Annotated in this window: 29 protein-coding genes; 18 read left to right on the forward strand and 11 right to left on the reverse strand. The window is 38.2% G+C overall.

Annotation, left to right across the window (positions count from 1 at the left end; all coding sequences use genetic code 11):
• Window positions 1–154 precede the first annotated feature (154 nt).
• From ACIH2S_RS08460 to ACIH2S_RS08470, 3 genes are all read left to right on the forward strand, one after another.
• Entirely contained in the window at window positions 155–1,150 is a 996-nt protein-coding gene (locus tag ACIH2S_RS08460) for a YbgA family protein (protein WP_196712449.1), read from the forward strand.
• A 392-nt stretch (window positions 1,151–1,542) separates the two neighbouring features.
• A complete protein-coding gene (gene cspE, locus ACIH2S_RS08465; RefSeq protein WP_036954791.1) occupies window positions 1,543–1,755 on the forward strand; it encodes a transcription antiterminator/RNA stability regulator CspE in 213 nt (70 codons plus the stop codon).
• Window positions 1,756–2,101: 346 nt separating this feature from the next.
• A complete protein-coding gene (locus ACIH2S_RS08470; RefSeq protein WP_036954788.1) occupies window positions 2,102–2,557 on the forward strand; it encodes an Hsp20 family protein in 456 nt (151 codons plus the stop codon).
• Between the two features lie 779 nt (window positions 2,558–3,336).
• On the opposite strand, the gene ACIH2S_RS08475 is transcribed toward ACIH2S_RS08470, so the two are convergent.
• Both ACIH2S_RS08475 and ACIH2S_RS08480 read right to left on the reverse strand, forming a co-directional pair.
• Entirely contained in the window at window positions 3,337–3,570 is a 234-nt protein-coding gene (locus ACIH2S_RS08475; RefSeq protein ID WP_036954782.1) for a DUF1161 domain-containing protein, read from the reverse strand.
• A gap of 169 nt (window positions 3,571–3,739) precedes the next feature.
• The gene (locus ACIH2S_RS08480) at window positions 3,740–3,871 is read right to left on the reverse strand and encodes an entericidin A/B family lipoprotein (RefSeq protein ID WP_036954779.1); all 132 of its coding nucleotides are present in this window, start codon (window positions 3,869–3,871) and stop codon (window positions 3,740–3,742) included.
• Window positions 3,872–4,185: 314 nt separating this feature from the next.
• Here ACIH2S_RS08480 and ACIH2S_RS08485 point away from each other — a divergent pair, with 314 nt between their 5' ends.
• A complete protein-coding gene (locus ACIH2S_RS08485) occupies window positions 4,186–4,335 on the forward strand; it encodes a DUF4113 domain-containing protein (protein WP_230082494.1) in 150 nt (49 codons plus the stop codon).
• A 42-nt stretch (window positions 4,336–4,377) separates the two neighbouring features.
• On the opposite strand, the gene ACIH2S_RS08490 is transcribed toward ACIH2S_RS08485, so the two are convergent.
• Complete coding sequence (locus ACIH2S_RS08490; protein WP_036954774.1) at window positions 4,378–4,722, reverse strand: hypothetical protein; 345 nt, start codon at window positions 4,720–4,722, stop codon at window positions 4,378–4,380.
• A gap of 180 nt (window positions 4,723–4,902) precedes the next feature.
• On the opposite strand from ACIH2S_RS08490, the gene ACIH2S_RS08495 reads away from it, so the two are divergent.
• From ACIH2S_RS08495 to ACIH2S_RS08510, 4 genes are all read left to right on the forward strand, one after another.
• A complete protein-coding gene (locus ACIH2S_RS08495; RefSeq protein WP_036954770.1) occupies window positions 4,903–5,259 on the forward strand; it encodes an MmcQ/YjbR family DNA-binding protein in 357 nt (118 codons plus the stop codon).
• 91 nt (window positions 5,260–5,350) lie between these two features.
• Entirely contained in the window at window positions 5,351–5,800 is a 450-nt protein-coding gene (locus tag ACIH2S_RS08500) for a carboxymuconolactone decarboxylase family protein (protein ID WP_430248481.1), read from the forward strand.
• Window positions 5,801–5,942: 142 nt separating this feature from the next.
• The gene (locus ACIH2S_RS08505) at window positions 5,943–6,164 is read left to right on the forward strand and encodes a YdcH family protein (protein WP_108478997.1); all 222 of its coding nucleotides are present in this window, start codon (window positions 5,943–5,945) and stop codon (window positions 6,162–6,164) included.
• A 133-nt stretch (window positions 6,165–6,297) separates the two neighbouring features.
• The gene (locus ACIH2S_RS08510) at window positions 6,298–6,441 is read left to right on the forward strand and encodes a hypothetical protein (RefSeq protein ID WP_187369791.1); all 144 of its coding nucleotides are present in this window, start codon (window positions 6,298–6,300) and stop codon (window positions 6,439–6,441) included.
• A gap of 82 nt (window positions 6,442–6,523) precedes the next feature.
• On the opposite strand, the gene ACIH2S_RS08515 is transcribed toward ACIH2S_RS08510, so the two are convergent.
• Both ACIH2S_RS08515 and ACIH2S_RS08520 read right to left on the reverse strand, forming a co-directional pair.
• On the reverse strand, window positions 6,524–6,760 hold the full coding sequence (locus ACIH2S_RS08515) for a helix-turn-helix domain-containing protein (RefSeq protein ID WP_036954760.1): 237 nt from the start codon (window positions 6,758–6,760) through the stop codon (window positions 6,524–6,526).
• Between the two features lie 131 nt (window positions 6,761–6,891).
• Window positions 6,892–7,590 carry an aspartate/glutamate racemase family protein gene (locus ACIH2S_RS08520; protein WP_108478225.1) on the reverse strand — a complete coding sequence of 233 codons (699 nt, stop codon included), beginning with the start codon at window positions 7,588–7,590 and terminating at the stop codon, window positions 6,892–6,894.
• Between the two features lie 390 nt (window positions 7,591–7,980).
• On the opposite strand from ACIH2S_RS08520, the gene sra reads away from it, so the two are divergent.
• The 5 genes from sra (at window position 7,981) to ACIH2S_RS08545 (ending at window position 11,255) form a co-directional block, all read left to right on the forward strand.
• Window positions 7,981–8,199 (forward strand): stationary-phase-induced ribosome-associated protein, encoded by a 219-nt coding sequence (sra, locus tag ACIH2S_RS08525; protein ID WP_230082493.1) that lies wholly within the window; start codon window positions 7,981–7,983, stop codon window positions 8,197–8,199.
• Window positions 8,200–8,466: 267 nt separating this feature from the next.
• The gene (locus tag ACIH2S_RS08530) at window positions 8,467–9,246 is read left to right on the forward strand and encodes a YaeF family permuted papain-like enzyme (RefSeq protein WP_036954749.1); all 780 of its coding nucleotides are present in this window, start codon (window positions 8,467–8,469) and stop codon (window positions 9,244–9,246) included.
• 486 nt (window positions 9,247–9,732) lie between these two features.
• Entirely contained in the window at window positions 9,733–10,161 is a 429-nt protein-coding gene (locus tag ACIH2S_RS08535; RefSeq protein ID WP_006660028.1) for a universal stress protein, read from the forward strand.
• Window positions 10,162–10,278: 117 nt separating this feature from the next.
• Window positions 10,279–10,617 (forward strand): hypothetical protein, encoded by a 339-nt coding sequence (locus ACIH2S_RS08540; protein ID WP_036954745.1) that lies wholly within the window; start codon window positions 10,279–10,281, stop codon window positions 10,615–10,617.
• A 188-nt stretch (window positions 10,618–10,805) separates the two neighbouring features.
• Window positions 10,806–11,255, forward strand: coding sequence for a universal stress protein (locus ACIH2S_RS08545; RefSeq protein WP_036954742.1), 450 nt, complete (start codon window positions 10,806–10,808; stop codon window positions 11,253–11,255).
• Between the two features lie 71 nt (window positions 11,256–11,326).
• On the opposite strand, the gene ACIH2S_RS08550 is transcribed toward ACIH2S_RS08545, so the two are convergent.
• Window positions 11,327–11,452 (reverse strand): DUF5339 family protein, encoded by a 126-nt coding sequence (locus tag ACIH2S_RS08550; RefSeq protein ID WP_430248482.1) that lies wholly within the window; start codon window positions 11,450–11,452, stop codon window positions 11,327–11,329.
• A 414-nt stretch (window positions 11,453–11,866) separates the two neighbouring features.
• On the opposite strand from ACIH2S_RS08550, the gene ACIH2S_RS08555 reads away from it, so the two are divergent.
• Window positions 11,867–12,274, forward strand: coding sequence for a hypothetical protein (locus tag ACIH2S_RS08555; RefSeq protein ID WP_051422785.1), 408 nt, complete (start codon window positions 11,867–11,869; stop codon window positions 12,272–12,274).
• On the opposite strand, the gene ACIH2S_RS08560 is transcribed toward ACIH2S_RS08555, so the two are convergent.
• Window positions 12,269–12,907 carry a TetR/AcrR family transcriptional regulator gene (locus tag ACIH2S_RS08560; RefSeq protein WP_036954735.1) on the reverse strand — a complete coding sequence of 213 codons (639 nt, stop codon included), beginning with the start codon at window positions 12,905–12,907 and terminating at the stop codon, window positions 12,269–12,271. The two genes, ACIH2S_RS08555 and ACIH2S_RS08560, sit on opposite strands and share 6 nt — an antisense overlap.
• A 148-nt stretch (window positions 12,908–13,055) precedes the next feature.
• On the opposite strand from ACIH2S_RS08560, the gene ACIH2S_RS08565 reads away from it, so the two are divergent.
• The 4 genes from ACIH2S_RS08565 to phoH all read left to right on the forward strand — a co-directional run bounded on the left by ACIH2S_RS08565 (window position 13,056) and on the right by phoH (window position 16,890).
• Window positions 13,056–13,868: a threonine/serine ThrE exporter family protein gene (locus ACIH2S_RS08565; RefSeq protein WP_272534160.1), complete on the forward strand. Its 813-nt coding sequence runs from the start codon at window positions 13,056–13,058 to the stop codon at window positions 13,866–13,868.
• Window positions 13,868–14,329 (forward strand): threonine/serine exporter, encoded by a 462-nt coding sequence (locus ACIH2S_RS08570; RefSeq protein ID WP_080675670.1) that lies wholly within the window; start codon window positions 13,868–13,870, stop codon window positions 14,327–14,329. The genes ACIH2S_RS08565 and ACIH2S_RS08570 overlap by 1 nt, the downstream gene beginning before the upstream one ends.
• Window positions 14,330–14,652: 323 nt before the next feature.
• On the forward strand, window positions 14,653–15,618 hold the full coding sequence (locus ACIH2S_RS08575; protein WP_148444747.1) for an endonuclease: 966 nt from the start codon (window positions 14,653–14,655) through the stop codon (window positions 15,616–15,618).
• Between the two features lie 486 nt (window positions 15,619–16,104).
• The gene (gene phoH / locus ACIH2S_RS08580; RefSeq protein ID WP_036954719.1) at window positions 16,105–16,890 is read left to right on the forward strand and encodes a phosphate starvation-inducible protein PhoH; all 786 of its coding nucleotides are present in this window, start codon (window positions 16,105–16,107) and stop codon (window positions 16,888–16,890) included.
• Window positions 16,891–16,961: 71 nt separating this feature from the next.
• Here the strand turns inward: phoH and ACIH2S_RS08585 are convergent, their stop codons facing one another.
• The 4 genes from ACIH2S_RS08585 to ACIH2S_RS08600 all read right to left on the reverse strand — a co-directional run bounded on the left by ACIH2S_RS08585 (window position 16,962) and on the right by ACIH2S_RS08600 (window position 20,429).
• A complete protein-coding gene (locus ACIH2S_RS08585; RefSeq protein WP_349487786.1) occupies window positions 16,962–17,801 on the reverse strand; it encodes a siderophore-interacting protein in 840 nt (279 codons plus the stop codon).
• A 154-nt stretch (window positions 17,802–17,955) separates the two neighbouring features.
• The gene (locus ACIH2S_RS08590; RefSeq protein ID WP_071992173.1) at window positions 17,956–18,135 is read right to left on the reverse strand and encodes a DUF2474 domain-containing protein; all 180 of its coding nucleotides are present in this window, start codon (window positions 18,133–18,135) and stop codon (window positions 17,956–17,958) included.
• Complete coding sequence (gene cydB / locus ACIH2S_RS08595; RefSeq protein WP_036954711.1) at window positions 18,092–19,102, reverse strand: cytochrome d ubiquinol oxidase subunit II; 1,011 nt, start codon at window positions 19,100–19,102, stop codon at window positions 18,092–18,094. The genes ACIH2S_RS08590 and cydB overlap by 44 nt, the downstream gene beginning before the upstream one ends.
• A complete protein-coding gene (locus ACIH2S_RS08600) occupies window positions 19,092–20,429 on the reverse strand; it encodes a cytochrome ubiquinol oxidase subunit I (RefSeq protein WP_036954708.1) in 1,338 nt (445 codons plus the stop codon). Before ACIH2S_RS08600 ends, cydB begins: the two co-directional genes overlap by 11 nt.
• Window positions 20,430–20,456 lie beyond the last annotated feature (27 nt).

Raw genomic sequence — 20,456 nt, forward strand, 5'->3', positions numbered from 1 at the left:
AAACCTCACATTTGTGAGATTTTTTGTTTATTTTATTAGAGTATAGAGTCGTGGTTTATAAAGCTAGTAAATAAAGTGCAATGTTACTAATATGAATTCCAATTATTACTATAAATCAATTTTGTATATAAGTGATTTTATATAAGGTGCAATGATGGTTAATATTCTTACCTCTAGCGATAAGAGCAATACATCAGGTAAAAAAATCACAGTAGGTATTAGCTCATGCTTATTGGGTGATAGCGTTAGATTTGATGGTGGTCATAAGCGCTTTCATTTTGCTGTAGATGAGTTATCAGATTATTTCGAATACCAACAAGCATGCCCGGAAATGGCGATTGGTTTACCAACACCTAGACCCGCATTGAGGCTAGTTAAATCTGACGAAAATAGCGTTAGGCTCAAATTCAGCGATGGTCGTGAAGGGGATTTAACTGAAGAGATGATTCAGTTTTCGATCACTTATTTGAGTGGGCTTTTAAATTTAAGTGGTTATATTGTATGCAAAAACTCACCTAGTTGTGGCTTGGAAAGGGTTCGAGTATATGATTCTGTTGGCAATGGTAATAAAAAGTCTGGAATGGGGCTTTTTACTGAACAATTACTCAAAGCAATGCCTTGGTTGCCTGTTGAGGAAGATGGCAGGTTAAGCGATCCTCATATTCGAGAAAATTTTATTATACGGGTATTTGCTCTTCATGAGCTAAATGAATTAAAGAAAAATGCATTTAATCGTCATTCATTAATCGACTTTCATACTCGATATAAGCTCCTTTTATTAGCGCATTCACAGCCTCTTTATCGAGAACTTGGTCGTTTTGTTGCTAGTAACAATGAATGGGATTCAATCGATTCTTATTTTGATGAGTATCGAAATAAGTTTATGAATTTATTACAACACCAAGCGACTAGGCGCAATCACACTAATGTGCTTATGCATATCCAAGGTTATTTTAAACGCTATCTGACATCAAACCAAAGACAAGCATTGAGCGCGTTAATCCTCGAATACCGCCAAGGAACACAGCCTTTATTGGCTCCATTAACATTAATTACGCACTATTTATCTGAATATCCTGATAACTATTTGAATAATCAAAAATACTTTCATCCTTATCCTCAGTCATTAAGATTGAGATATGGGTTATGATATTAAAATACTACTTCAGTATTTTAAAGTTGCTCATATGATTGGTTCTTCCAATCATATGAATATTGAATCTAAAGACCATGTTAGCTATCTATATGAGTTATTTGAAAAAATTATTGCTAATGAATGGATGGCACACTAAGCAAAATCCCCCCTTTTGCCGTGAAATTGAAAATTAAATTTGCTATCCCAGTGTTTGTGTGGCTTAATACTTCCACTGGTTTGGAAGTACAGACCTATTTATGAAAGCAAGTTTTGAAAAGTTCCCCCGTTTAGCGTTATCCCACAGATACCCATTCGTAGTGAATTCCTTCTAATTAGTTCCATAAGTATCAAGAAAAATCAAACCTATATGCCATGTGGCAACAATTAAAAATTCAAAGGAATTCAATATGTCTAATACAATGACTGGTTTAGTAAAATGGTTTAACGAATCTAAAGGCTTTGGCTTTATTTCTCCTGAAGATGGAAGCAAAGATGTGTTTGTTCACTTTTCTGCAATCCAAAGTGATAGCTTTAAAACTCTTAATGAAGGGCAAAAAGTCAGCTTCTCGGTAGAAAATGGTGCAAAAGGTCCAGCTGCTGTAAATGTAGTGGCTCTTTAAGATCGATCTCTTTATGAGATGTCCTTGAAATAAAGGTTCTCTATATAGACTCTATCATTTTGAAGCAACCAAAAGTAACCCTTCCGGTGTTAAATGCACTTTTGCAAAAGTACCATTGAAAGCTCAGACATGTTAGTCACCAGATTGGATATTTTTAAAAACCTCGCTATGGCGGGGTTTTTTTATGCTTGCTTACATTTAATGTAAAGAATTGTAAGTGTTGAATTGAAATTTTCATTAGCGACACTATATAAGTTATGCACCAAGATAAAGAGTTAATCCATACGGGCGAATGGCTAATGGTGCTTATGTAATAGGTAGTTAGTTTGATATTGAAGGAGAAATTATGTCTAACATTAGATCTTTTTCACTACTTCCAACATTATCTGATAACCTACTTTCTAGCAGGTTTGACCAAATGGATCGTTTATTCAGCCAATTAACTGGTAACCGACCATTAACCTCAGAGCATCCTTATAATTTAAAGCAAATAAATGAATCAAATTATCAATTAATTGTCAGTGTTCCTGGTTATAAAGAGGATGACTTAAGCGTATCCTTAAAAGGTGGGAAGCTCTATGTACAAGGTGAGCAATCAACTGAATTAGTTAATGATTCAGAGAAATGGATCCATAAAGGTATAACACAAAATAAATTTTCTCTTGAATTTAATCTCGGTAAGAATGTAAAAATTGAAAGCGCAGAATTATCAAGCGGTTTGTTAACATTAAATATTGAATATGAAATTCCGGAAGAAGAGAAACCTCAGATCATAGCTATTGAAAATAAAGATACAAAATAATTTTTCTGTATTTTTAACCCGTCAGCAATGGCGGGTTTTTTTTGCCTAATACATGTTAGTGCAGGGAACATGAAAGCCAGCTGTAAAAAATCGTAATTGTTACTGCCACTGGCTTGGATGATGTAATCACTGCTCGACCTACTGACTCCGCTACCCGAAATTATTGGTTATTCAGACAACGAATCGCGGAGTCCAAGCAAACGTTAATACCAATCAGTGAACGCTCTTGCGAAAAAAATTAAATTTATGAAAGCCAGAGTGCTTAACAAGTAGATAGAGAATTTTAAAAAAAGTGTCATTATATCTGGTTGTTTTTTATCTTGAGCAATAATGAATAGGATGCAGGCAAGGGCAGGGATAAATACGAGTAAGAGAATAATGGGGTTAGTATACATATATATCGATACTGCTCCCTTATGTAATGAAAATTTTATTCAATAGTAAAGTATATTTTTAACAGGAAAGCAATATGGAAAATTGAGCAGTAACGAATTTAACAATAGAGTGGTCAACAAATCCAATTGTTTAAATTGTTAATATATTAACAATTAATATAAAAATTTCACCAATACACAGATATCACTTCATAGCGGATCGAGTGATTTAACTTAAAGGGAGAGGGAACCTTGGCTACAATCGCGATCGTGGCAGTGAACTTTACAAATGCAACCAACATAAATCAATTTGTGGTTGGTGACCATTTGCAGGAAGATGATTGCGTCTTATTAAGTTGGTAATGAGAAATGAAAGGGCTTTGCAACAAGCCCTTTTGGGGAGAATTATTTTTTTGTATAAATAATTTTTTGTGTTTCATTAGAACAATTACCTACAACAGTACCTTGCTGTGAGGCTGCTTCTTCATTTGAAACGACGGTAATGGTAAAGCTCTCTTCAGGCACGCCATTGTTAATAATTTTTTGCGTAATTTCTTCAACAACGCTTTCACATGACGCACTCGCAATCGCTGGAATAAATAATGTTATTAATGTAGCAATAATTATTCTTCTTTTCATATGCAATATTCCTTATAAGCTGGAGTCATTTAATAGAAATTCTTTTAAAAAGCTTAATAAGTATACTTAAATGAAATATTTAAAGCTATCCGTTGATAGTAGTAAAACACTAGAAGGTATCTTCATCTCTAACCCGCTAGTGTTTTATTAATCTGTTAAATGTAGGTTTTTACTGGGCTACTCTCTGTATTGCCTTACCTCCAGCCTCTATGTCTTCACCAACACCTTTAGTGGTGTTACAGGCAGTTAATGTGAAAACAACAGCTAATGAGCAAATAAGAAAACTGATTTTTTTCAACATATTTTCTTCCTTTTAGGTGTGAAGTTATAAGTTACAAAAGATCATTTTTAATTATAGCAGAACAACTTGATTGATATTTTCACTTGCATAGAGCTGTCATATTTTTAGTGTTAATACTTTAAGTATTAACACTTATTATACTGTCAATCAACATTAGCAATGAAGGGTACATTCTATGAAATTAGAAGAGATATTTATCCATATGCTTAATGTTTTTCAATACTTGTTAGTCGGTATTCTTTTAATATTATTATCAATCGCTTTACCACTCTGGCTATGGCAATCAAAAACCATTTAAGAACGGCGATGAGCTTATGAAAACATTAGACACAATAAATAATAGTGGCCTAGGTAAAGTCTGGTTTGCTGCGAAAGGAAGCGATAGTGGATATCAGATGAAGCACGAAATGTCGTCACCAGTATACACGACAAATTTTGATGAGTTGCCTGTGGCGAGCGCTTGAAAAGGTCATGCCTTGGGTCATGGAATTTAACTAGACGGTTTTTTACTCATCATCTAAATGGAATTTGTGTAACATTCGATGAGCAATAGGTGCAAATATCAATCCTAGAGTGGTCATAAAAACCAGACTGGTGAATACACCATAAAAAGCGAAAAAAATCTTTCCTGAAATGTTTTGCGGAACAATGTATGGACCAATTCCATTAGCTATAAAGGCACTGTTGAATGTGGCATCATGCCAACTTATGCTCGAATCAAAAGCTATATGCCCGACAATGCCAATGAGTAAAGTGGTAACGATAAGTGCAAAGGCGTAACCAAAATGTAATAGCATTCGCTTTAAAAAAGCGCGGAAAGAAATTAATGGCATATTTTTAGATTCAAACATAATTTTTCCTAAAAAGTAATTTAGTGAGGTAATTACATAATAAACTTATGTAAGATTACCTAAAATTTTTATTTTGACAATAGTGTCATAAGTTAGGCTAAATTCGCGTATTTTTTCGTTTGTTGCAATTTATATTCTCGCTAAGTTAGCATAACTGAAACTTATCAGTGGGATGGTGAGATGAACAAAAATGAACTTATGGAATATATCCAGAGTAATTATGGTGCTGTCGCTGAGTACCCATGGGCTAAGTTTCCTAGTTACATTATTTATAGACATAAAAATAACGCAAAGTGGTTTGCTGTCATTCTGACGATTTCTTCAAAGAGATTATACGAAAGCGAGAGTGATGAGATGGTTAATATTATAAACCTCAAATCTCCTCCTGAATTAGTTGGTTCATTGAGGTTAAAGGAAGGGGTATATCCAGCATATCATATGAATAAAGAGCACTGGATTACTATAAAGTTGGACAGTGGATTTCCTGAAGATGAGCTTAAAGCGTTGATTGACGAGAGTTACAAATTGACTGCATAAGCTTAATCATTGATTATGCAACACTAAATCGATAGATGAATCTTATTTAAACTGGTTATATATACTCATTGCAATATAACTTGGAGTGAATATGAACAGAGCATCATTATCTAAAAGTTCTCCTGATGCGTATAACAAATTGATTGAGATTAGCAATTATATTGATGAGCAAGCAGTATCATTAGGATTGGAAGAAGGATTTATCCACCTGCTTAAATTGAGAGTTTCCCAAATTAACGGCTGTGCTTTCTGCGTGAGACTTCATACCCAAGACGCTCAAAAATGCAATGTGAGTATTGATAAAATCGCATTGGTTACTGTATGGGAAGAAGCAGATTATTTTTCAGAAAAAGAGAAAGCTGCATTCTTATTGGCTGAATCAGTCAATATGGTTCATGTGGGGCATATACCTAATGATGTTTATGAGAAAGCCGCGGAGCACTGGAGCGATGAGCAACTAGTATTAATTGAATGGGTATCTATCATCATAGGTTCTTTTAATCGCATTGCTATCTCGAGCCGCTATAAAGTGAAGCCGTAATTATAGCAGTCTTATTCGCTAGTCGAATTATAGGTTAATATTAGTGATACTTGTCCTATATTTACAATAAGTAAAGTGACTTCATTTTTAATCTACGTGACACTGGATCGTGCGTATTAATCAGCTAATGGAGTAATTACTTATGTTCCCAGAGTATCGTGATTTAATCTCGCAACTTCGTCAGTCAGATCCTGATTTTAGAGCCTTATTTAATAGGCATAATCAACTCGATCATGAAATAGCTAGACTGGAGCATCCAGACAGAAGTGGGTATGGCACTGATGTTATCGAGTTAAAAAAAGAAAAACTTCGTCTCAAAGAAGAGATACATCAAATACTTAAAAACCCGCCAGAATTGAGTTAAATCGATAAATTACGACAATTCATAGCCTCGCCAAGTGTGGGGCTTTTTATTGATTTTATTAGAAGTAATTTGCACTTAATCCTATATGCGGAACTACTTAGCTAAGATAGTGTGTCCGAAAAGGAGAATATATATGCCTGTATTTAACCCAATAGAAATGATCGCAGAAGTGATGATGAGCTCTATCAGTATGATTGCAACGCCTGTGGAATACCTACTTTATAGTGGAAAAATAACAGAAATATTCATGATGAATGTATTTTATATTCAACCCTAAGGGCGCTCTCAAATACATCAATAAACGAGACTTAGCATAAAGTGAAAGCTAAAGGCTTTATGCTAAGAGGAGAGTTTAAATATTATGATTCTGGATTTAAATAAGCGTCGAGCAGTGTGTGAAGTTCAACATTTAATACGGAGCTTAGTGCAATAAGATGTGCAACATATATAGATGAGGAGCCGTCTTCATATTGGGAGTATGTACGCTCTGAAACTGAAATGGCTTTGGCTATCTCGGTGACAGTTATTTGACGAGCGAGACGCTGTTCTTTGATGAATTGACCTAAAGAGAGGTTGTTAAGTTTTCTTTCGTTCATCTGTACAGCCCTAAAATTAGTGGTGGACAATAAATAACATAGATATGTTAAACGTTAATAGGGAAGTATCTGCATTTTGGTGATGATAGGATAATTTTATGATAATTATCCTAATGTATGGTAATTCGCTCTTACTGGTTTTTTAGTGCGTATTGAACCGCACTTTGCGCATGAATTGCCGTGGTATCAAAGACGGGCACGGAAGTATCATCTCCATTTACCAGCAATGTAATTTCAGTACATCCAAGAATAATACCCTCAGCACCTTGTTCAACGAGTGATTTCATAATGCGTTGATACTCGGTTCGTGAAGCCTCAGAGATAACGCCTAAACACAGCTCATTGTAGATAATATCGTGAACGATTTTTCTGTCTGTCTCATTCGGTGTGATAACGCTTAAATTAAATTTATCAATCAGACGATCTTTATAAAAAGCTTGCTCCATGGTAAATGCAGTACCTAACAACCCAATAGTTTTAATGCCTGATTGTATTATTTTTTCGCCTGTTGCATCTGCAATGTGAAGGAGAGGAAGGTTTGATTTTTCTTCGATTTGGGAAGCAACTTTGTGCATCGTATTTGTACACAAAACTAAAAAATCAGCGCCAGCAGCTTGTAAACTCATCCCTGCTTTTGCTAAATGGTCAGCAGCAAGATCCCATTGACCGTGAGATTGAAAATGCTCCACTTCAGCAAAATCAACACTGTATAAAACAATCTTAGCGGAATGCAACCCTCCTAGTTTTTGCTTAACACCTTCATTTATTTGCTGATAATAGAGTTGGGTTGATTCCCAGCTCATTCCCCCGATAAGTCCTATAGTCTTCATTGCTAAGTACCTTATATGTGTTTTTTTCTTACTATACTGAGCGTATTTATGGGGAGTCAATCCGTTAATATCATTTTTTATCAATAATATAAATAAAGCTGAGATTATTTTTAACTGATAACTATCTTACTAGTTTTAATATTGGAGTTATCTTTCTATAATTAATCGTATATTAGAGATTAACTTCATTTTTATTTTTTGAAAGATTAATTGATAACGCACAGGGACTGTCCAGTAAATCTTTATTAAATAATATTTTATTGCTGCTATACTACTAAAGTTACTTATTTTATTTTTTAGATAAATAGTAAGTAAAATAAACCTAGTGACCTACACTGACTATTTTTTTGATGTTCAGTTTATGAATTTAAATTTTTAGTTAAGGAGTTTATGATGGTAAGTAATAATCAGGCTCGTCGTTTATTAGGGATGCCGTTTAAATTAAGTCGTTCTAAGCGTAATATTCAAGTCTCTGTGATTGCAAAGGAAAATGCTACGACTTTACCTGAAAACCTGAAAGATAAGCAATTTGTTGCGGTACAGAAAAATAAAGCAACCGAGAAGAAAACCTATCATTCCGTCAGCGTATTTTATCCAGAATATATCTAATTTAATTTTAGGGTAAGATGTGACCCTCTAGATTGACTAGAGGGTTTCTGTTCCTCAATAATAAATTCCTTTCATATATCCATGTCTTTTTTTGAATTATCTGATGGTATTTTATCATTGGAATGGTTCATGATCCTTCAGTAATTTTTTGTGATCGCGACTAAGTTTCTATCTATTAAAGAAAATAAAATAGTGTGATAGTCATATTCTGTCGATAAAATCGGGAGCGAGAATAATGATAAATACAACTAAAATGGATATGTGTAGATGAAATTATGCCAATGGATGCTATTTTTTTGTTTTCTATTTATAAATGGTTGTTCAACACAATTTAAAACTGAAGATGAATCAAATAAGCTGAAGTTTAGTATTCAGCACGCTAACACGATCCCGATTAAGGATTCAGTTGAAACATTGACAGTGGCGGATATGCTGCCCGGAGATATCCTTTTGTCTTCAGCAACGGGGGTGAACTCGTGGGGGATCCGCTTATTTAGTGTGAGTGGGGTGAGTCACGCTTCTATTTATTTAGGATTTGGTCAGGTGGCAGAATCGGTTGGAAGTGGAGTCAGAATTATTCCTCTCGACCAAGCAATCACGGATTCTAATAATATGGTTGTATTACGGCATAACTTATTAACGTCATTTCATGCAGAAAAACTGCGTGAGTTTTCTACTGCTAATGACGGAGGTAAATACAACATGAAAGGGATCATCATGATTGCGCCGTGGATGCTGACAAAACGCGTGTGCGAATTACCACTAATTGGACAGACTATCCGTAATTTTTGCCTTAAAACACTGGCTACAGTGCAATTAGGGGATGATATTGAACAAGCCAACGGTTTCTTTTGTTCGCAGTTTGTCCTAGATGCGTATAAATATGCCGGTGTACCACTGTTTGAAGGGAACTCATCATGGATTACGCCTGCTGATATTTTGCACATGCGTTCAGGAGATGTACCAACCTTTATGCCGACAGAACGTTTAACCTATGTTGGACATTTGAAAAACTGGAGCTTTGGGGGGGCGATCCTCAATAAGTGATGAGGTATTGCAGGCGAAGTTTTGATGAAATACTGTTTGCCATAGAATAAAAAAAAGGCCAACTCAAACGAGTTGGCCAGCTAAACTGGAAGCAATGTGAGCAATGTCGTTGTGAAAAGACCGAGTAATTTACTCAACTATTCACGAGATAAAAGATAACTATTCTCATTTAAGAAATCAACCCCTTTTTTCATATAACTATTATAATTTTTTATCCCATCATAAATCCCAAAAGTGCTTAAAAAACAAATTGATCAATAGTTTTATTGGTTTGTTTTAATGGAATCTCAGTTAATTCCTACGAAAAATATTTAACATTTTTTGCTTTTTCTCTGAGTGATGAAGTGAATTTTAGTGCTGATAAAGAAATAATGTTGTTAATTTGTAGCCGGAGATCTCATTTATCTTTTGAGATAAGAGACATTTACGTACAGTTGATTATAATTTTATTGTTAATGTTTATTCGATAATTTATCAGGAGGGCTTATGTACAAAACAATTTTGGTCCCTATCGATCTCACTGAAGAAGAGTTGACCAGTAAAGCGGTTCGTCATGCGGTAAATTTAGCGAAACAATCTGGCGCAAAAATTCACCTGATCCACGTATTGCCTATCTCTTCGGCAATTATCAATGCATATGCGTTGGGTTATATGGAAATTAAAGACCGCGCGACAGTGAAAGCAGAAGAAGACATGAAAATGCTGATGGATTCGATTGATCTTCCTCATGATGATGTCAGTTACACTATTACGTTTGGTTCACCTCGTGATGAAGTGATTAACACCGCAAAAGATATTAATGCCGATATTATTGTGATTGGCTCTCGCCGTCCAAATATTACGACTCACTTGTTAGGCTCTACTGCGGCAGGAATTGTTCGTTACGCAGAAACATCCGTACTGGTTGTTCGTTAATTTATTCTTTTTTAAAACCTATGCAATGAAGTTCCCGTAATGTTGCATAGGTTTTTTTATGTCGTTTGCAAGGTCATTGTTGAATTGGCATATCGGCATGGACTGAGTAGGATTTTTATGGAGAAATTCACTAAAGAATTAATGCGCATGGAACATTTTGTTTTACGAGTTCTGCGTTTTTATTTTTTAGCGTTATTAGTGTTTTTCATTGGCTTACTGCCTGGGATTATTGGTTTTTATTTTATTGAAGGGCATTCGATAATGGAATCTATGCTGAATGCATTATCAATGCTGAGCGGCCAAGCGATTGAGCCGGCACCAATCACCCAAACAGGCCGTTTCTTTATCGCTATTTACGGTTTATTTTTACAAAGTGTATTCATTATTAGTATTGGCTTAATCGTCACGCCGTTTATTCATCGCATATTACATAAGTGGCACTTAGAAGAGGATTAGATTGAATAAAGTGCCAAATGTTGTGGTTATTTTACTGAATTGATTTTCAGATTAGTAAACCAGTTCACGACATTTTGATTTTATTCAGACTATACTTTTATTGGCAAAAAATAACCATTAAACCGCTATCTCATCTATTCAAAAAACGAATAAATTGAATGAGAGATACATCCTTGAGAGGGGCTTATATGAATAAAACTATTTTGGTTCCCGTTGATATTTCTGAAGATGCATTGACTGATAAAGCGTTAAAGCAAGCTATTCATTTAGCAAAAATGGATAACGCTAACATCCATCTATTTCACTCAGTACCGGATGTTTCAAGATTTTCGATGAGTTATAGCTATCATTATGATTTGCTTGCATCATTTACAAAAAAGGCAATAGAACGTTCGGAAGAACAGCTTGTTGAACTGGTTAATCATATTGTGAAAGATATGGATTTCCCAGCAGATAGGATCTCTTATAAAGTGGAGTTTGGCTCTCCAAGAGAAAAAGTGTTAGATGAAGCTGAGAAAGTTCATGCCGACCTTATTGTGGTTGGTTCGCGTAACCCAAGTATTTCAACACACTTATTAGGTTCGAATGCTTCAGGGATCGTCTCTTATGCGAAAATATCCGTTTTAGTCGTAAGATAATTTTATTGTTTAATATACAGATTGGATTCATAGAAAAGACCTGAGTTATCAGGTCTTTTTCTTTAGGGTAATTAAGATTTATTGACCGTTTCTTTAGCATGCTCAATAGCTGTTAATGCTTGGCTACATGCTTGCTCTTGTGTATCTTCAGGATAACTTGCGAGGGTTTTTCTCGCGTCTTCTAATTGTGATTTCATTAATGCGATTTGTTCATTCGCATTAGGCTCATTTTTATATTGTTCTTCAGCTTATTGAACTAGCGCATTCATTTCTTTGAAATATTTGTCACAAACTTGTCCTGCATTTGCATTCAATGCAGTCAGCGAAACAAATAGACCCAATGCAATTGGCAGAATATTTTTCATCATATTTTCACTTTCAAAAGTCATATTTCGGTCAGCATAGCATCCCATTTTTTAAAAAGACATCGACCAATGATGAATATTTCAGTGAGTTTTAATTTTTATCAAATTAATCATGCCAATATTAAAGCAAGTGGCTATAGCATAAATTGCAAACTATAAATGATAATCATTATTGACTGCGTGTAATAATAAAGTGTACATTTCAGTACATTTTATTGAGTTAACAACCCAACGTAAGGAATGATAATGAATAACAGTATTATGATTAATACTCAGAACTGGCCTGTCTGTGCTATGAATACGTTTCCAACGTCAATGATGGAAACTCAGTCATGGTTATCGGAACTTGAGCAATTGTTAGCAAAAAAGACTCCATTTGTTTTAATTTATCCGCCAATGGAACCGAAAGGAAAACCAACAGCAGAAGACATGGAATGTATGAAATTTGTACGTCGTTGGTTGAAAGAAGGAAGAGGGGCGATGGCTGAATATTGTCAAGCTATGGTGATCACATTACAGCCAGATGGGAGAGATAAAGATGAAATGGAACGTACAGCACCTGTTATTTCATCCCTTTATGGGCCTGAAGTTTTTTTAGTGGAAAGCTCCCAAGCTGCGCAACAGCGAGCCACTGAAATTTTAAATGGGCTATGATTTACTGGTACTAATTTTACGAATATAGCTAGCGATGATATCCACGGAAAGCCCAATTTGTTGATGGATAAATTCATCGCTAGGTTTAAAGTTTTCGACACAGAAAGTTTTGATAAAAACATCCGCTTTTAGCATCTCTAAATAACGGGATGAAATGCTTAACAGTGTGTCGTTATCGACTTTGACAGTCGGAATTTGTGCAAGCTTTTCGGCAAGGCGCTGATAGCTTTGTACGGGACCTTGTTCGAAAAAGAGTTGGCTAATCTCAGGGAAGCGGTTGTATTCCCCTAGTATTAAGCGGTATAGCCCGATAGATTGGGGTTTAATCACATTGACTAAAAAACGCGAACCATAAAACGATAATACCGCTTCAATGCTGTCTAAAGGCGGCTCTTTATGGTCTGGTTCAGTAAAAATATCGTCTATCATATATGCCACAACTGCGGCAAATAAACCTTCTTTATCCCCAAAGTTTTTATATAACGTCGAACGGGAACCGCCCGCGCGTTCGATGATCATATCTAATGTCGTGCCTTCAAAACCATATTGCAGAAAAATATCCGCCGCAGCCGTAATAAGTGCTTGGTGGCGACGCTGTCCTTTTGGTGTTTTGGCGGAACTTGTCTGGTTCATGAAATCAATTTCCTAACAAAATGGCGGCACGAGGCTAAATTATCTGAAAGAGGTCATAATTCAGTTTGTTATTTTCCTCTATGATGTATATGAATATTATCATGTTTAAATCAATATCTGAATTTTTGTCAAATCCTTGGGGGAGAGAATGAAGGATTGCACGATTGATGAAAAAACGCAGGGAGAAGAAGAAGTTGTTGATACACAGAGAGAAATTACAAAGCTGTGTATTGAATGCGGTTTGCTGCTATTACAGCATGGGGCTGAGAGTATGCTGGTTGAGCAATTAACAACACGCTTAGGTATCGCTTTGGGCGCTAACCAGGTAGATAGTGCGATTTCATCTAACTCACTCGTATTAACCACAATCATCAATGGGCGCTGTTTAACATCGACTCGGCGGATTATTGACCGTGGCATTAATATGCATGTAGTGACTGAAGTTCAGCATGCGGTGATCCTCGTTGAGCATCATTTACTTGACCGTAAACAACTACAAAAAAAATTAGCAGGTATCAAACCATTACGTTATCCCCGCTGGTTAATGGTGGTGATGGTGGCGCTTTCTTGTGCTTGCTTCAGTTCCCTTAACGGTGGTGGTTGGGAAAGTGCGTTGATCACCTTTATGGCGAGTGGCTGTGCGATGTATATCCGGCAAGTGTTAACATCTCGCCAGATTAACCCATTGATTAACTTCTGTATTACAGCATTTGTCGCGACATCCGTTTCGGGGTTATTACTCAAAGTACCTTATTTAAATGTGACTGAAACCATTGCAATGGCGGCAAGTGTGCTGCTGCTAGTCCCAGGATTTCCATTAATTAATGCGGTGGCGGATATGTTTAAAGGCCATGTGAATACAGGGATCGCTCGTTGGATGATGGCGAGCTTATTAACGCTGGCAACTTGTATCGGCGTGGTACTGGCAATGATCATTTGGAATCTAAGGGAGTGGGCCTAATGTTTTTCATTGAGCTAATTGAGAAAATGGTCTTAGCGGCTGTCCCCGCCGTCGGCTTTGCAATGGTATTTAATGTGCCTGTGAGGGCGCTGAAATATTGTGGGCTATTAGGCGCGATTGGTTATGGTTCACGAATGATTTTAATGTCGCTGGGTTTGCAAATTGAATGGGCGAGTTTTCTTGCTGCGATTTTAATTGGCATGATTGGCATCCAGTGGTCGCGTTGGTGGCTGGCTCATCCAAAAGTTTTTACCGTTGCAGCGGTTATTCCTATGTTTCCGGGGATCAGCGCTTATATCGCAATGATTTCTGTGGTGAAAATTTCTCAATATGGCTATACCCCAGAGTTAATGGAAACGCTGGTTACTTACTTTTTAAGGGCATCTTTTATTGTCGGTGCGCTCTCTATCGGCATTTCATTACCGGGATTATGGCTATATCGCAAAAAACCAAGTGTTTGATGCTCAAGAATATTTCATTGTTTGAAGTCATTAAGCAGTAAACCACGCCATAGCAAAAGCGTTAATTGATAGTGATTAACGCTTTTTGTTAATAAAGTTTGTTATCTATTCTTTGTATATTATTGCACAAATTCCGATATTGCTTTTGATGTAATAAAATTGAGTACCAATTGATATCAAAAAGACTTATATTTCATTCAACTAGCGAGTATACATAGCGTATTCAGCAATTTCTGCATGAATAACTTGCGTGTTGTATTTAATAAATTGCTTTTTTTCCTATCAATGGTGTTATTTTGAAACAGATTTTTTATTTTTCGCGCATGATCATTGCGTTAGTATGTTTTTCCTCGTTATTTATCTCTTCCGTTTATGCTGCACCGAACAACTTCACTGAAGCGAAAACGTCCAGTAAAAGCCTCGTTTATGGTGATCAAAATCATCAAGGACAAGGAACGCTATACTGTGGCTGTGAGTGGGAATGGACAGGTAAAAGTGGTGGACAAGTTGATTTAGCCTCCTGTGGCTACCAAGTGCGCAAGCAGCAGAGCCGTGCGGAGCGTATTGAGTGGGAACATATCGTTCCTGCTTGGGTGTTTGGTCATCAAAGACAGTGCTGGCAAAATGGCGGTCGTAAAAATTGCGTCTCAACTGACCCAGTGTTTTCTCGAATGGAGGCTGATATGCATAACCTCGCGCCTTCAATTGGGGAAGTGAACGGTGACCGCAGTAATTGGAGTTATGGTCAGTTACCTGCTAATGCGCCTTATTCTTACGGTGCATGTCGTAGTCGTATTGATTTTAAACAGAGAATCTTTGAGCCACGCGACGAGGTAAAAGGGCAGGTTGCACGGGTCTACTTCTATATGCATGACCGTTATAACTTATCCATGTCACGCCAACAGCAGCAGTTATTTATGGCGTGGGATAAACAGTACCCAGTGGATGAATGGGAACAAAAACGTGACCAGCGTATTGCTAAAATGATGGGGCACCATAACCCATTTGTGACGGGCGAAAGAACATGGAGTTTAGGACACAAAAATAGCGGCGATGGCTTAAACATGAGTGATAAGCCCAGTGAAATAGTTCCTCTGCCAGCACCTCAATCTACCCCAAACAAGGAAAATGAGATGCAGGTAAAAGGTAACCGTAATTCAAAGAAATATCATTTATCCCACTGTTCTGGCTTTAAAACCTTATCGGATAAAAATGCAGAATTCTTTGCTAATGAAGCGGATGCTCAAGCAAAAGGTTATCAGCTTGCGGGTAATTGTAAACCACGCTAATCAAATTTAAGCTGTAATAATGCAATGTATTGATGGGTTATTGCAGCTTTTATATGATATTTCTCACATTTTATCTGATGGGTAGGTGAATTTACACATTTCCTGTTAATTTAATGTTGCAATTCAAAAAAAACACGCGCTATATTTAATATAAGGAAACGTTGTAGGTTGATGATATTCGGGTCAATGTAATATTTATAGTGCGAGTGAATTATTTTTTATATTGTCATAATATCGTCATGCAGATTCTTTAGTTTACGAGTATCGCCTGTATAGGAGAAACTAATGAGAACTAGGTGTTTGTTAATCAATGTGCGAGACCGGTTACCACTCCATCATGAAACTGACATGATGAGATTGTTAACCGGTTTTTTTATACCCAAATTATCAACCTAAGTTACACAAGAGCTTGAAGGGAGCTCCTCTCTGTTTTGAATAGTTCGTCATCTGAAATTGACATCATCGATACCTGGAAGGGTTAATACTATGAGTAGACAGAAAGCTGCAACAAAAGCACGTCGTGAAATGAAACGTACATCACGCAAAGATCGTTCAGGGAGGTATGATATGAACAACGTTACCTCCTTCGCTGAATTTACGGGCATTGAGCCGATAGGTATGGCGAAAGAACGTCGCGATGAAACTCCGATAACACCACGTAATGAAGCCCAAAAGCTCTATATTAATTCCATCAAACACAAACAACTGATTTTTGCTAATGGTGAGGCAGGGTGCGGTAAAACCTATATTAGTACTGCGTTAGCCGCAGATGCCTTGATTAACAAGGAAATCAGTAAAATCATTGTGACCAGACCGGTATTGCAAGCGGAGGAAGATCTTGGGTTCTTGCCGGGAGATATGTCTGAAAAGTTTGCGCCTTATTTCCGACCCGTTTATGACGTATTAATGAAGCGATTAGGCGCTTCGTTCCTGCAATATTGTTTACGCCCTGAGATTGCTAAAGTCGAAATAGCACCATTTGCTTATATGCGCGGTCGCACATTCGAAAATGCTATTGTTATTCTCGATGAAGCGCAGAACGTCACAGTCACTCAAATGAAGATGTTTTTAACCCGTTTGGGGGAGAACGTAACGGTAATTGTGAACGGTGACGTAACCCAATGTGATTTACCAAGCGGCGTTCAGTCAGGTTTGGGGGATGCGTTACAGCGTTTTAGTAGCGATGAAATGGTCTCGATGGTCAACTTCACGATTGATGACTGTGTAAGATCTCAGCTGTGTCACAAAGCGCTGATGGCTTACAATGACTAATAACTAGTTTAACCCACTACACAGGCTAATTAATGTATGAAACTGCCCCAGATTAGGGGCAGTTTTTTTAATTAGTCGTCGGGGTTATCCATGACGGCATGACGTTCATGATGATAACCCTCCTCATCATAGCCATATCGCCAGTAAGGAATCGCGTAGATATCATCGCGACCAAAACCTTTTTCACGTCGAATAAAGCGGCGTAATTCACGGATAATTTGGTCTTCACCAGCAATCCAGAAGCCCACATCGGATTCTGGAATATCCCACGATTTAAAGGTATTAATCAGATTAGTAGTCTGGCTAATATCTCCACAAATCCAATCAATTTCGATACCAGCCGGTTTGGTTAACTCGCGAATATCCGTTTGATGGTCAAGGCGTAAAACGACGCGTCCCGTTGCTGTGTCAGGCATTTTTTCCAGTAGCGCTGCTATTGCGGGTAAAGAGCTTGAATCACCCGCCATAAAGTAATGTGCGCGGATAGGCAGTAGTGGATCTGGCCCTCCAGGGTTGGTGATCCCCAGCCAATAACCCGGTTTTGCATCACGAGCAAACAGATAAGCCGGCCCCGCCACCCCTTCGTGCATGGCAAATTCAATATCGATTTCGTTGAGCTCAGGGCGAATAGCGCGAACGGTGTAAGTGCGCACAAAAGGGCGCGGCTTATCTTCTGGCCAGCTACGTCCTTTTTCAGTGAGAAAAGGAAGCGCGGGTTGGCTTTGATGGTCCGGAGCAATAAAAATTTTGAGATGACCACCTTCACACTTCGTTGGATAATTGGCTAACTTTTCACCCGTAAATGTGATGCTGCGAATAGAAGGGCTGATATCGACAATGGATTTAACTTGAATGAGCTGTGGGGGCGCTGGGCGGTAGATATTTTTTTCAACAGTCTGTTCACTAGCCACTAACCGTCTCCTTTCTTAATGATAATATTATTATATGTTAATTATTATCATTATCATATCATGAATGTTTATAGGAAAACTATTCAAAAGATGCAGGATTATTGAGCGTCTAATTATAAATATGCCGCAGCATTTTAATGCTGCGGCAACGAGTTTACTTCACTTTCATGCCGGCGGCAGTCATCAACAATCTAAATAAGGAAGAAAAGGCGAATAGTGCCAATACGCTTCCTAACCAAATTGCCGCCATCCAGCCGAGCTTCTTCCACCAAGGTGAGCGAAGAGTTGTATCAGTGATAGCCTTGGTCTGGGGTAATTTTTCCTCTGAAGACATAGTAACTCCAATAGGTGTAAACCAAAATAACAGGGATGATGAACAGGGCGCCAACTAGCATAAAGCCTAAGCTTTCTGAAGGACCTGCCGCATCGCGGAATGTAATTGCTGGCGGAATTAAACTTGGCCAAACGCTGATGCCTAATCCTGTAAATCCTAAGAAAATCAGCATTAATGCAGCAAGAAATGGCACGCTATCGTAACGTTGGCGTTTGGCACTTTTTAAAATCAACCATACACAACCGAGCACTAATAGAGGAACGGGTAAAAAGAAAAACAAGTTTGGCAAGCTAAACCAGCGTTCATAAACGGCGTCATTTAACATTGGTGTCCATAAACTGATAACGCCAATCACTGCTAACATGACCAGTGTTAATGGGGTTAACACGCGATACATGGTTTTGCGCAGATGTCCTTCCGTTTTCATGATCAACCAGCCACATGCCAGTAAAGCATAAGCGATGACTAAACCGAATCCACAGAACAGCGGGAAAGGTGCGAACCAGTCAAAATAGCCGCCCATATACACGCGGTTTTCAACGTGGAAGCCTTGAATAAATGCGCCAATCACAATCCCTTGGGAGAATGTAGTAAGAATTGAGCCCCAAATAAAGGCGTGATCCCAGCGGCGGCGATGAGATTCATCGGCGCGGAAGCGAAACTCGAAGGCGACCCCGCGAAAAATCAATGCCAGTAACATAAAGGTTAGTGGAATCGATAGCGCATCTAAAACAATGGCATAGGCTAATGGGAATGCTCCAAATAGCGCCGCACCACCAAGCACTAACCACGTTTCATTACCATCCCAAACAGGTGCCACACTGTTCATCATCAAATCTCGGTCTTGGCTCTCTTTTAAGGCTGGGTACAAAATACCAATACCTAAGTCAAAACCGTCCATCACGATATACATCAACATACTGAAGACGATGATGACAAACCAAATTAGTGGTAAATCAATGCCCATGAGTTGCCTCCTCGGAGATACCTTTACGAATTAATTTCATCATGTACATGTAGCCAATCCCAAATACGCCGCCGTACACCACAAAGAAGGCTAGCAAGCTCACGCTCATGTGCATTTCACCATGGGCGCTCACGGCATCTGCGGTACGTTGTAACCCGTAGACAACCCAAGGCTGACGACCGATTTCGGTGGTAAACCAACCGGCTAAGATGGCGATTAAACCTGATGGCGCCATGACGAACATAAAACGCAGGAACAGTTTGGATTCATACAGTTTTTTACGCGAACGGAGCCATAATCCCCAAACACCAGCGGCAATCATTAACATGCCTAAGCCCACCATTACGCGGAATGACCAGAACACCATAAACACATTCGGTCTATCTTCAGGTGGAAACTCTTTTAGTGCTGGAACCTGTTTGGTGGTGCTGTGTGTCAAAATCAGGCTCGCCATGTAGGGAATTTCAATGGCATATTCGGTTTTTTCTTTTTCCATATTAGGAATGCCGAAAAGGATCAGCGGGGTGGCTTCGCCGGGTTTATTTTCCCAGTGACCTTCCATTGCCGCGACTTTAACAGGCTGATGTTTTAGGGTATTTAACCCGTGAGCATCGCCGATAAAAGCTTGGACTGGCGCTAAAATCAGGATCAACCACAAGGACATGGAGAACATTTTCTTCATGGCGGAGGATTTATTGCCTTTGAGTAAATGCCATGCGCCGGATGCACCAATAAAAAATGCCGCTGCCAAGAATGCCGCAGTGGTCATATGGAGTAAGCGGTATGGGAATGATGGGTTAAAGATTACCGCTAACCAATCGACAGGGACAATTCGCCCATCGATAATTTCAAAACCTTGAGGCGTTTGCATAAAGCTATTGGATGCAAGGATCCAGAAGGTTGAAATGATGGTACCGAGTGCAACCATGCACGTCGCAAAGTAGTGAAGCTTTTCGCCCACGCGATTCATACCAAATAGCATGACACCGAGGAAGCCAGCTTCTAAGAAGAAGGCGGTGAGCACTTCATAGGTTAAGAGTGGACCGGTGATGCCACCTGCAAAATCCGAGAAGAAACTCCAGTTAGTTCCAAATTGGTATGCCATCACCAATCCAGAAACGACCCCCATACCGAAATTGACAGCAAACACTTTTGACCAAAAATGGAACAGCTTTATATAGTCAGTATCGCGGGTTTTGAGCCATAAACCTTCGAGTACCGCCAAAAAACTGGCAAGTCCGATGGTGATGGCAGGGAAGATAATATGGAACGATACCGTAAACGCGAATTGAATACGGGCAAGCTCCAGCGCAGTTAGTCCAAACATATTGACCCCTGAATGGAATTGATTTCG

It is taken from the genome of Providencia lanzhouensis (assembly GCF_050469745.1).
GTDB classification, from domain to species: domain Bacteria; phylum Pseudomonadota; class Gammaproteobacteria; order Enterobacterales; family Enterobacteriaceae; genus Providencia; species Providencia lanzhouensis.

What these genes read in the sequence shown, in the direction of transcription:
- ACIH2S_RS08495 (WP_036954770.1), top strand. Translation starts at nt 4,903, where the DNA reads ATGAACAAAAATGAACTTATGGAATATATCCAGAGTAATTATGGTGCT.
- ACIH2S_RS08470 (WP_036954788.1), top strand. Translation starts at nt 2,102, where the DNA reads ATGTCTAACATTAGATCTTTTTCACTACTTCCAACATTATCTGATAAC.
- ACIH2S_RS08460 (WP_196712449.1), top strand. Translation starts at nt 155, where the DNA reads ATGGTTAATATTCTTACCTCTAGCGATAAGAGCAATACATCAGGTAAA.
- cspE (WP_036954791.1), top strand. Translation starts at nt 1,543, where the DNA reads ATGTCTAATACAATGACTGGTTTAGTAAAATGGTTTAACGAATCTAAA.
- ACIH2S_RS08590 (WP_071992173.1), bottom strand. Translation starts at nt 18,135, where the DNA reads ATGTCTTCAGAGGAAAAATTACCCCAGACCAAGGCTATCACTGATACA.
- ACIH2S_RS08530 (WP_036954749.1), top strand. Translation starts at nt 8,467, where the DNA reads ATGAAATTATGCCAATGGATGCTATTTTTTTGTTTTCTATTTATAAAT.
- sra (WP_230082493.1), top strand. Translation starts at nt 7,981, where the DNA reads ATGATGGTAAGTAATAATCAGGCTCGTCGTTTATTAGGGATGCCGTTT.
- phoH (WP_036954719.1), top strand. Translation starts at nt 16,105, where the DNA reads ATGAGTAGACAGAAAGCTGCAACAAAAGCACGTCGTGAAATGAAACGT.
- cydB (WP_036954711.1), bottom strand. Translation starts at nt 19,102, where the DNA reads ATGGGCATTGATTTACCACTAATTTGGTTTGTCATCATCGTCTTCAGT.
- ACIH2S_RS08490 (WP_036954774.1), bottom strand. Translation starts at nt 4,722, where the DNA reads ATGTTTGAATCTAAAAATATGCCATTAATTTCTTTCCGCGCTTTTTTA.
- ACIH2S_RS08540 (WP_036954745.1), top strand. Translation starts at nt 10,279, where the DNA reads ATGGAGAAATTCACTAAAGAATTAATGCGCATGGAACATTTTGTTTTA.
- ACIH2S_RS08545 (WP_036954742.1), top strand. Translation starts at nt 10,806, where the DNA reads ATGAATAAAACTATTTTGGTTCCCGTTGATATTTCTGAAGATGCATTG.
- ACIH2S_RS08480 (WP_036954779.1), bottom strand. Translation starts at nt 3,871, where the DNA reads ATGTTGAAAAAAATCAGTTTTCTTATTTGCTCATTAGCTGTTGTTTTC.
- ACIH2S_RS08505 (WP_108478997.1), top strand. Translation starts at nt 5,943, where the DNA reads ATGTTCCCAGAGTATCGTGATTTAATCTCGCAACTTCGTCAGTCAGAT.
- ACIH2S_RS08475 (WP_036954782.1), bottom strand. Translation starts at nt 3,570, where the DNA reads ATGAAAAGAAGAATAATTATTGCTACATTAATAACATTATTTATTCCA.
- ACIH2S_RS08570 (WP_080675670.1), top strand. Translation starts at nt 13,868, where the DNA reads ATGTTTTTCATTGAGCTAATTGAGAAAATGGTCTTAGCGGCTGTCCCC.
- ACIH2S_RS08560 (WP_036954735.1), bottom strand. Translation starts at nt 12,907, where the DNA reads ATGAACCAGACAAGTTCCGCCAAAACACCAAAAGGACAGCGTCGCCAC.
- ACIH2S_RS08510 (WP_187369791.1), top strand. Translation starts at nt 6,298, where the DNA reads ATGCCTGTATTTAACCCAATAGAAATGATCGCAGAAGTGATGATGAGC.
- ACIH2S_RS08500 (WP_430248481.1), top strand. Translation starts at nt 5,351, where the DNA reads ATGAACAGAGCATCATTATCTAAAAGTTCTCCTGATGCGTATAACAAA.
- ACIH2S_RS08520 (WP_108478225.1), bottom strand. Translation starts at nt 7,590, where the DNA reads ATGAAGACTATAGGACTTATCGGGGGAATGAGCTGGGAATCAACCCAA.
- ACIH2S_RS08535 (WP_006660028.1), top strand. Translation starts at nt 9,733, where the DNA reads ATGTACAAAACAATTTTGGTCCCTATCGATCTCACTGAAGAAGAGTTG.
- ACIH2S_RS08575 (WP_148444747.1), top strand. Translation starts at nt 14,653, where the DNA reads ATGATCATTGCGTTAGTATGTTTTTCCTCGTTATTTATCTCTTCCGTT.
- ACIH2S_RS08515 (WP_036954760.1), bottom strand. Translation starts at nt 6,760, where the DNA reads ATGAACGAAAGAAAACTTAACAACCTCTCTTTAGGTCAATTCATCAAA.
- ACIH2S_RS08565 (WP_272534160.1), top strand. Translation starts at nt 13,056, where the DNA reads ATGAAGGATTGCACGATTGATGAAAAAACGCAGGGAGAAGAAGAAGTT.
- ACIH2S_RS08550 (WP_430248482.1), bottom strand. Translation starts at nt 11,452, where the DNA reads ATGAAATCACAATTAGAAGACGCGAGAAAAACCCTCGCAAGTTATCCT.
- ACIH2S_RS08600 (WP_036954708.1), bottom strand. Translation starts at nt 20,429, where the DNA reads ATGTTTGGACTAACTGCGCTGGAGCTTGCCCGTATTCAATTCGCGTTT.
- ACIH2S_RS08485 (WP_230082494.1), top strand. Translation starts at nt 4,186, where the DNA reads ATGAAAACATTAGACACAATAAATAATAGTGGCCTAGGTAAAGTCTGG.
- ACIH2S_RS08555 (WP_051422785.1), top strand. Translation starts at nt 11,867, where the DNA reads ATGAATAACAGTATTATGATTAATACTCAGAACTGGCCTGTCTGTGCT.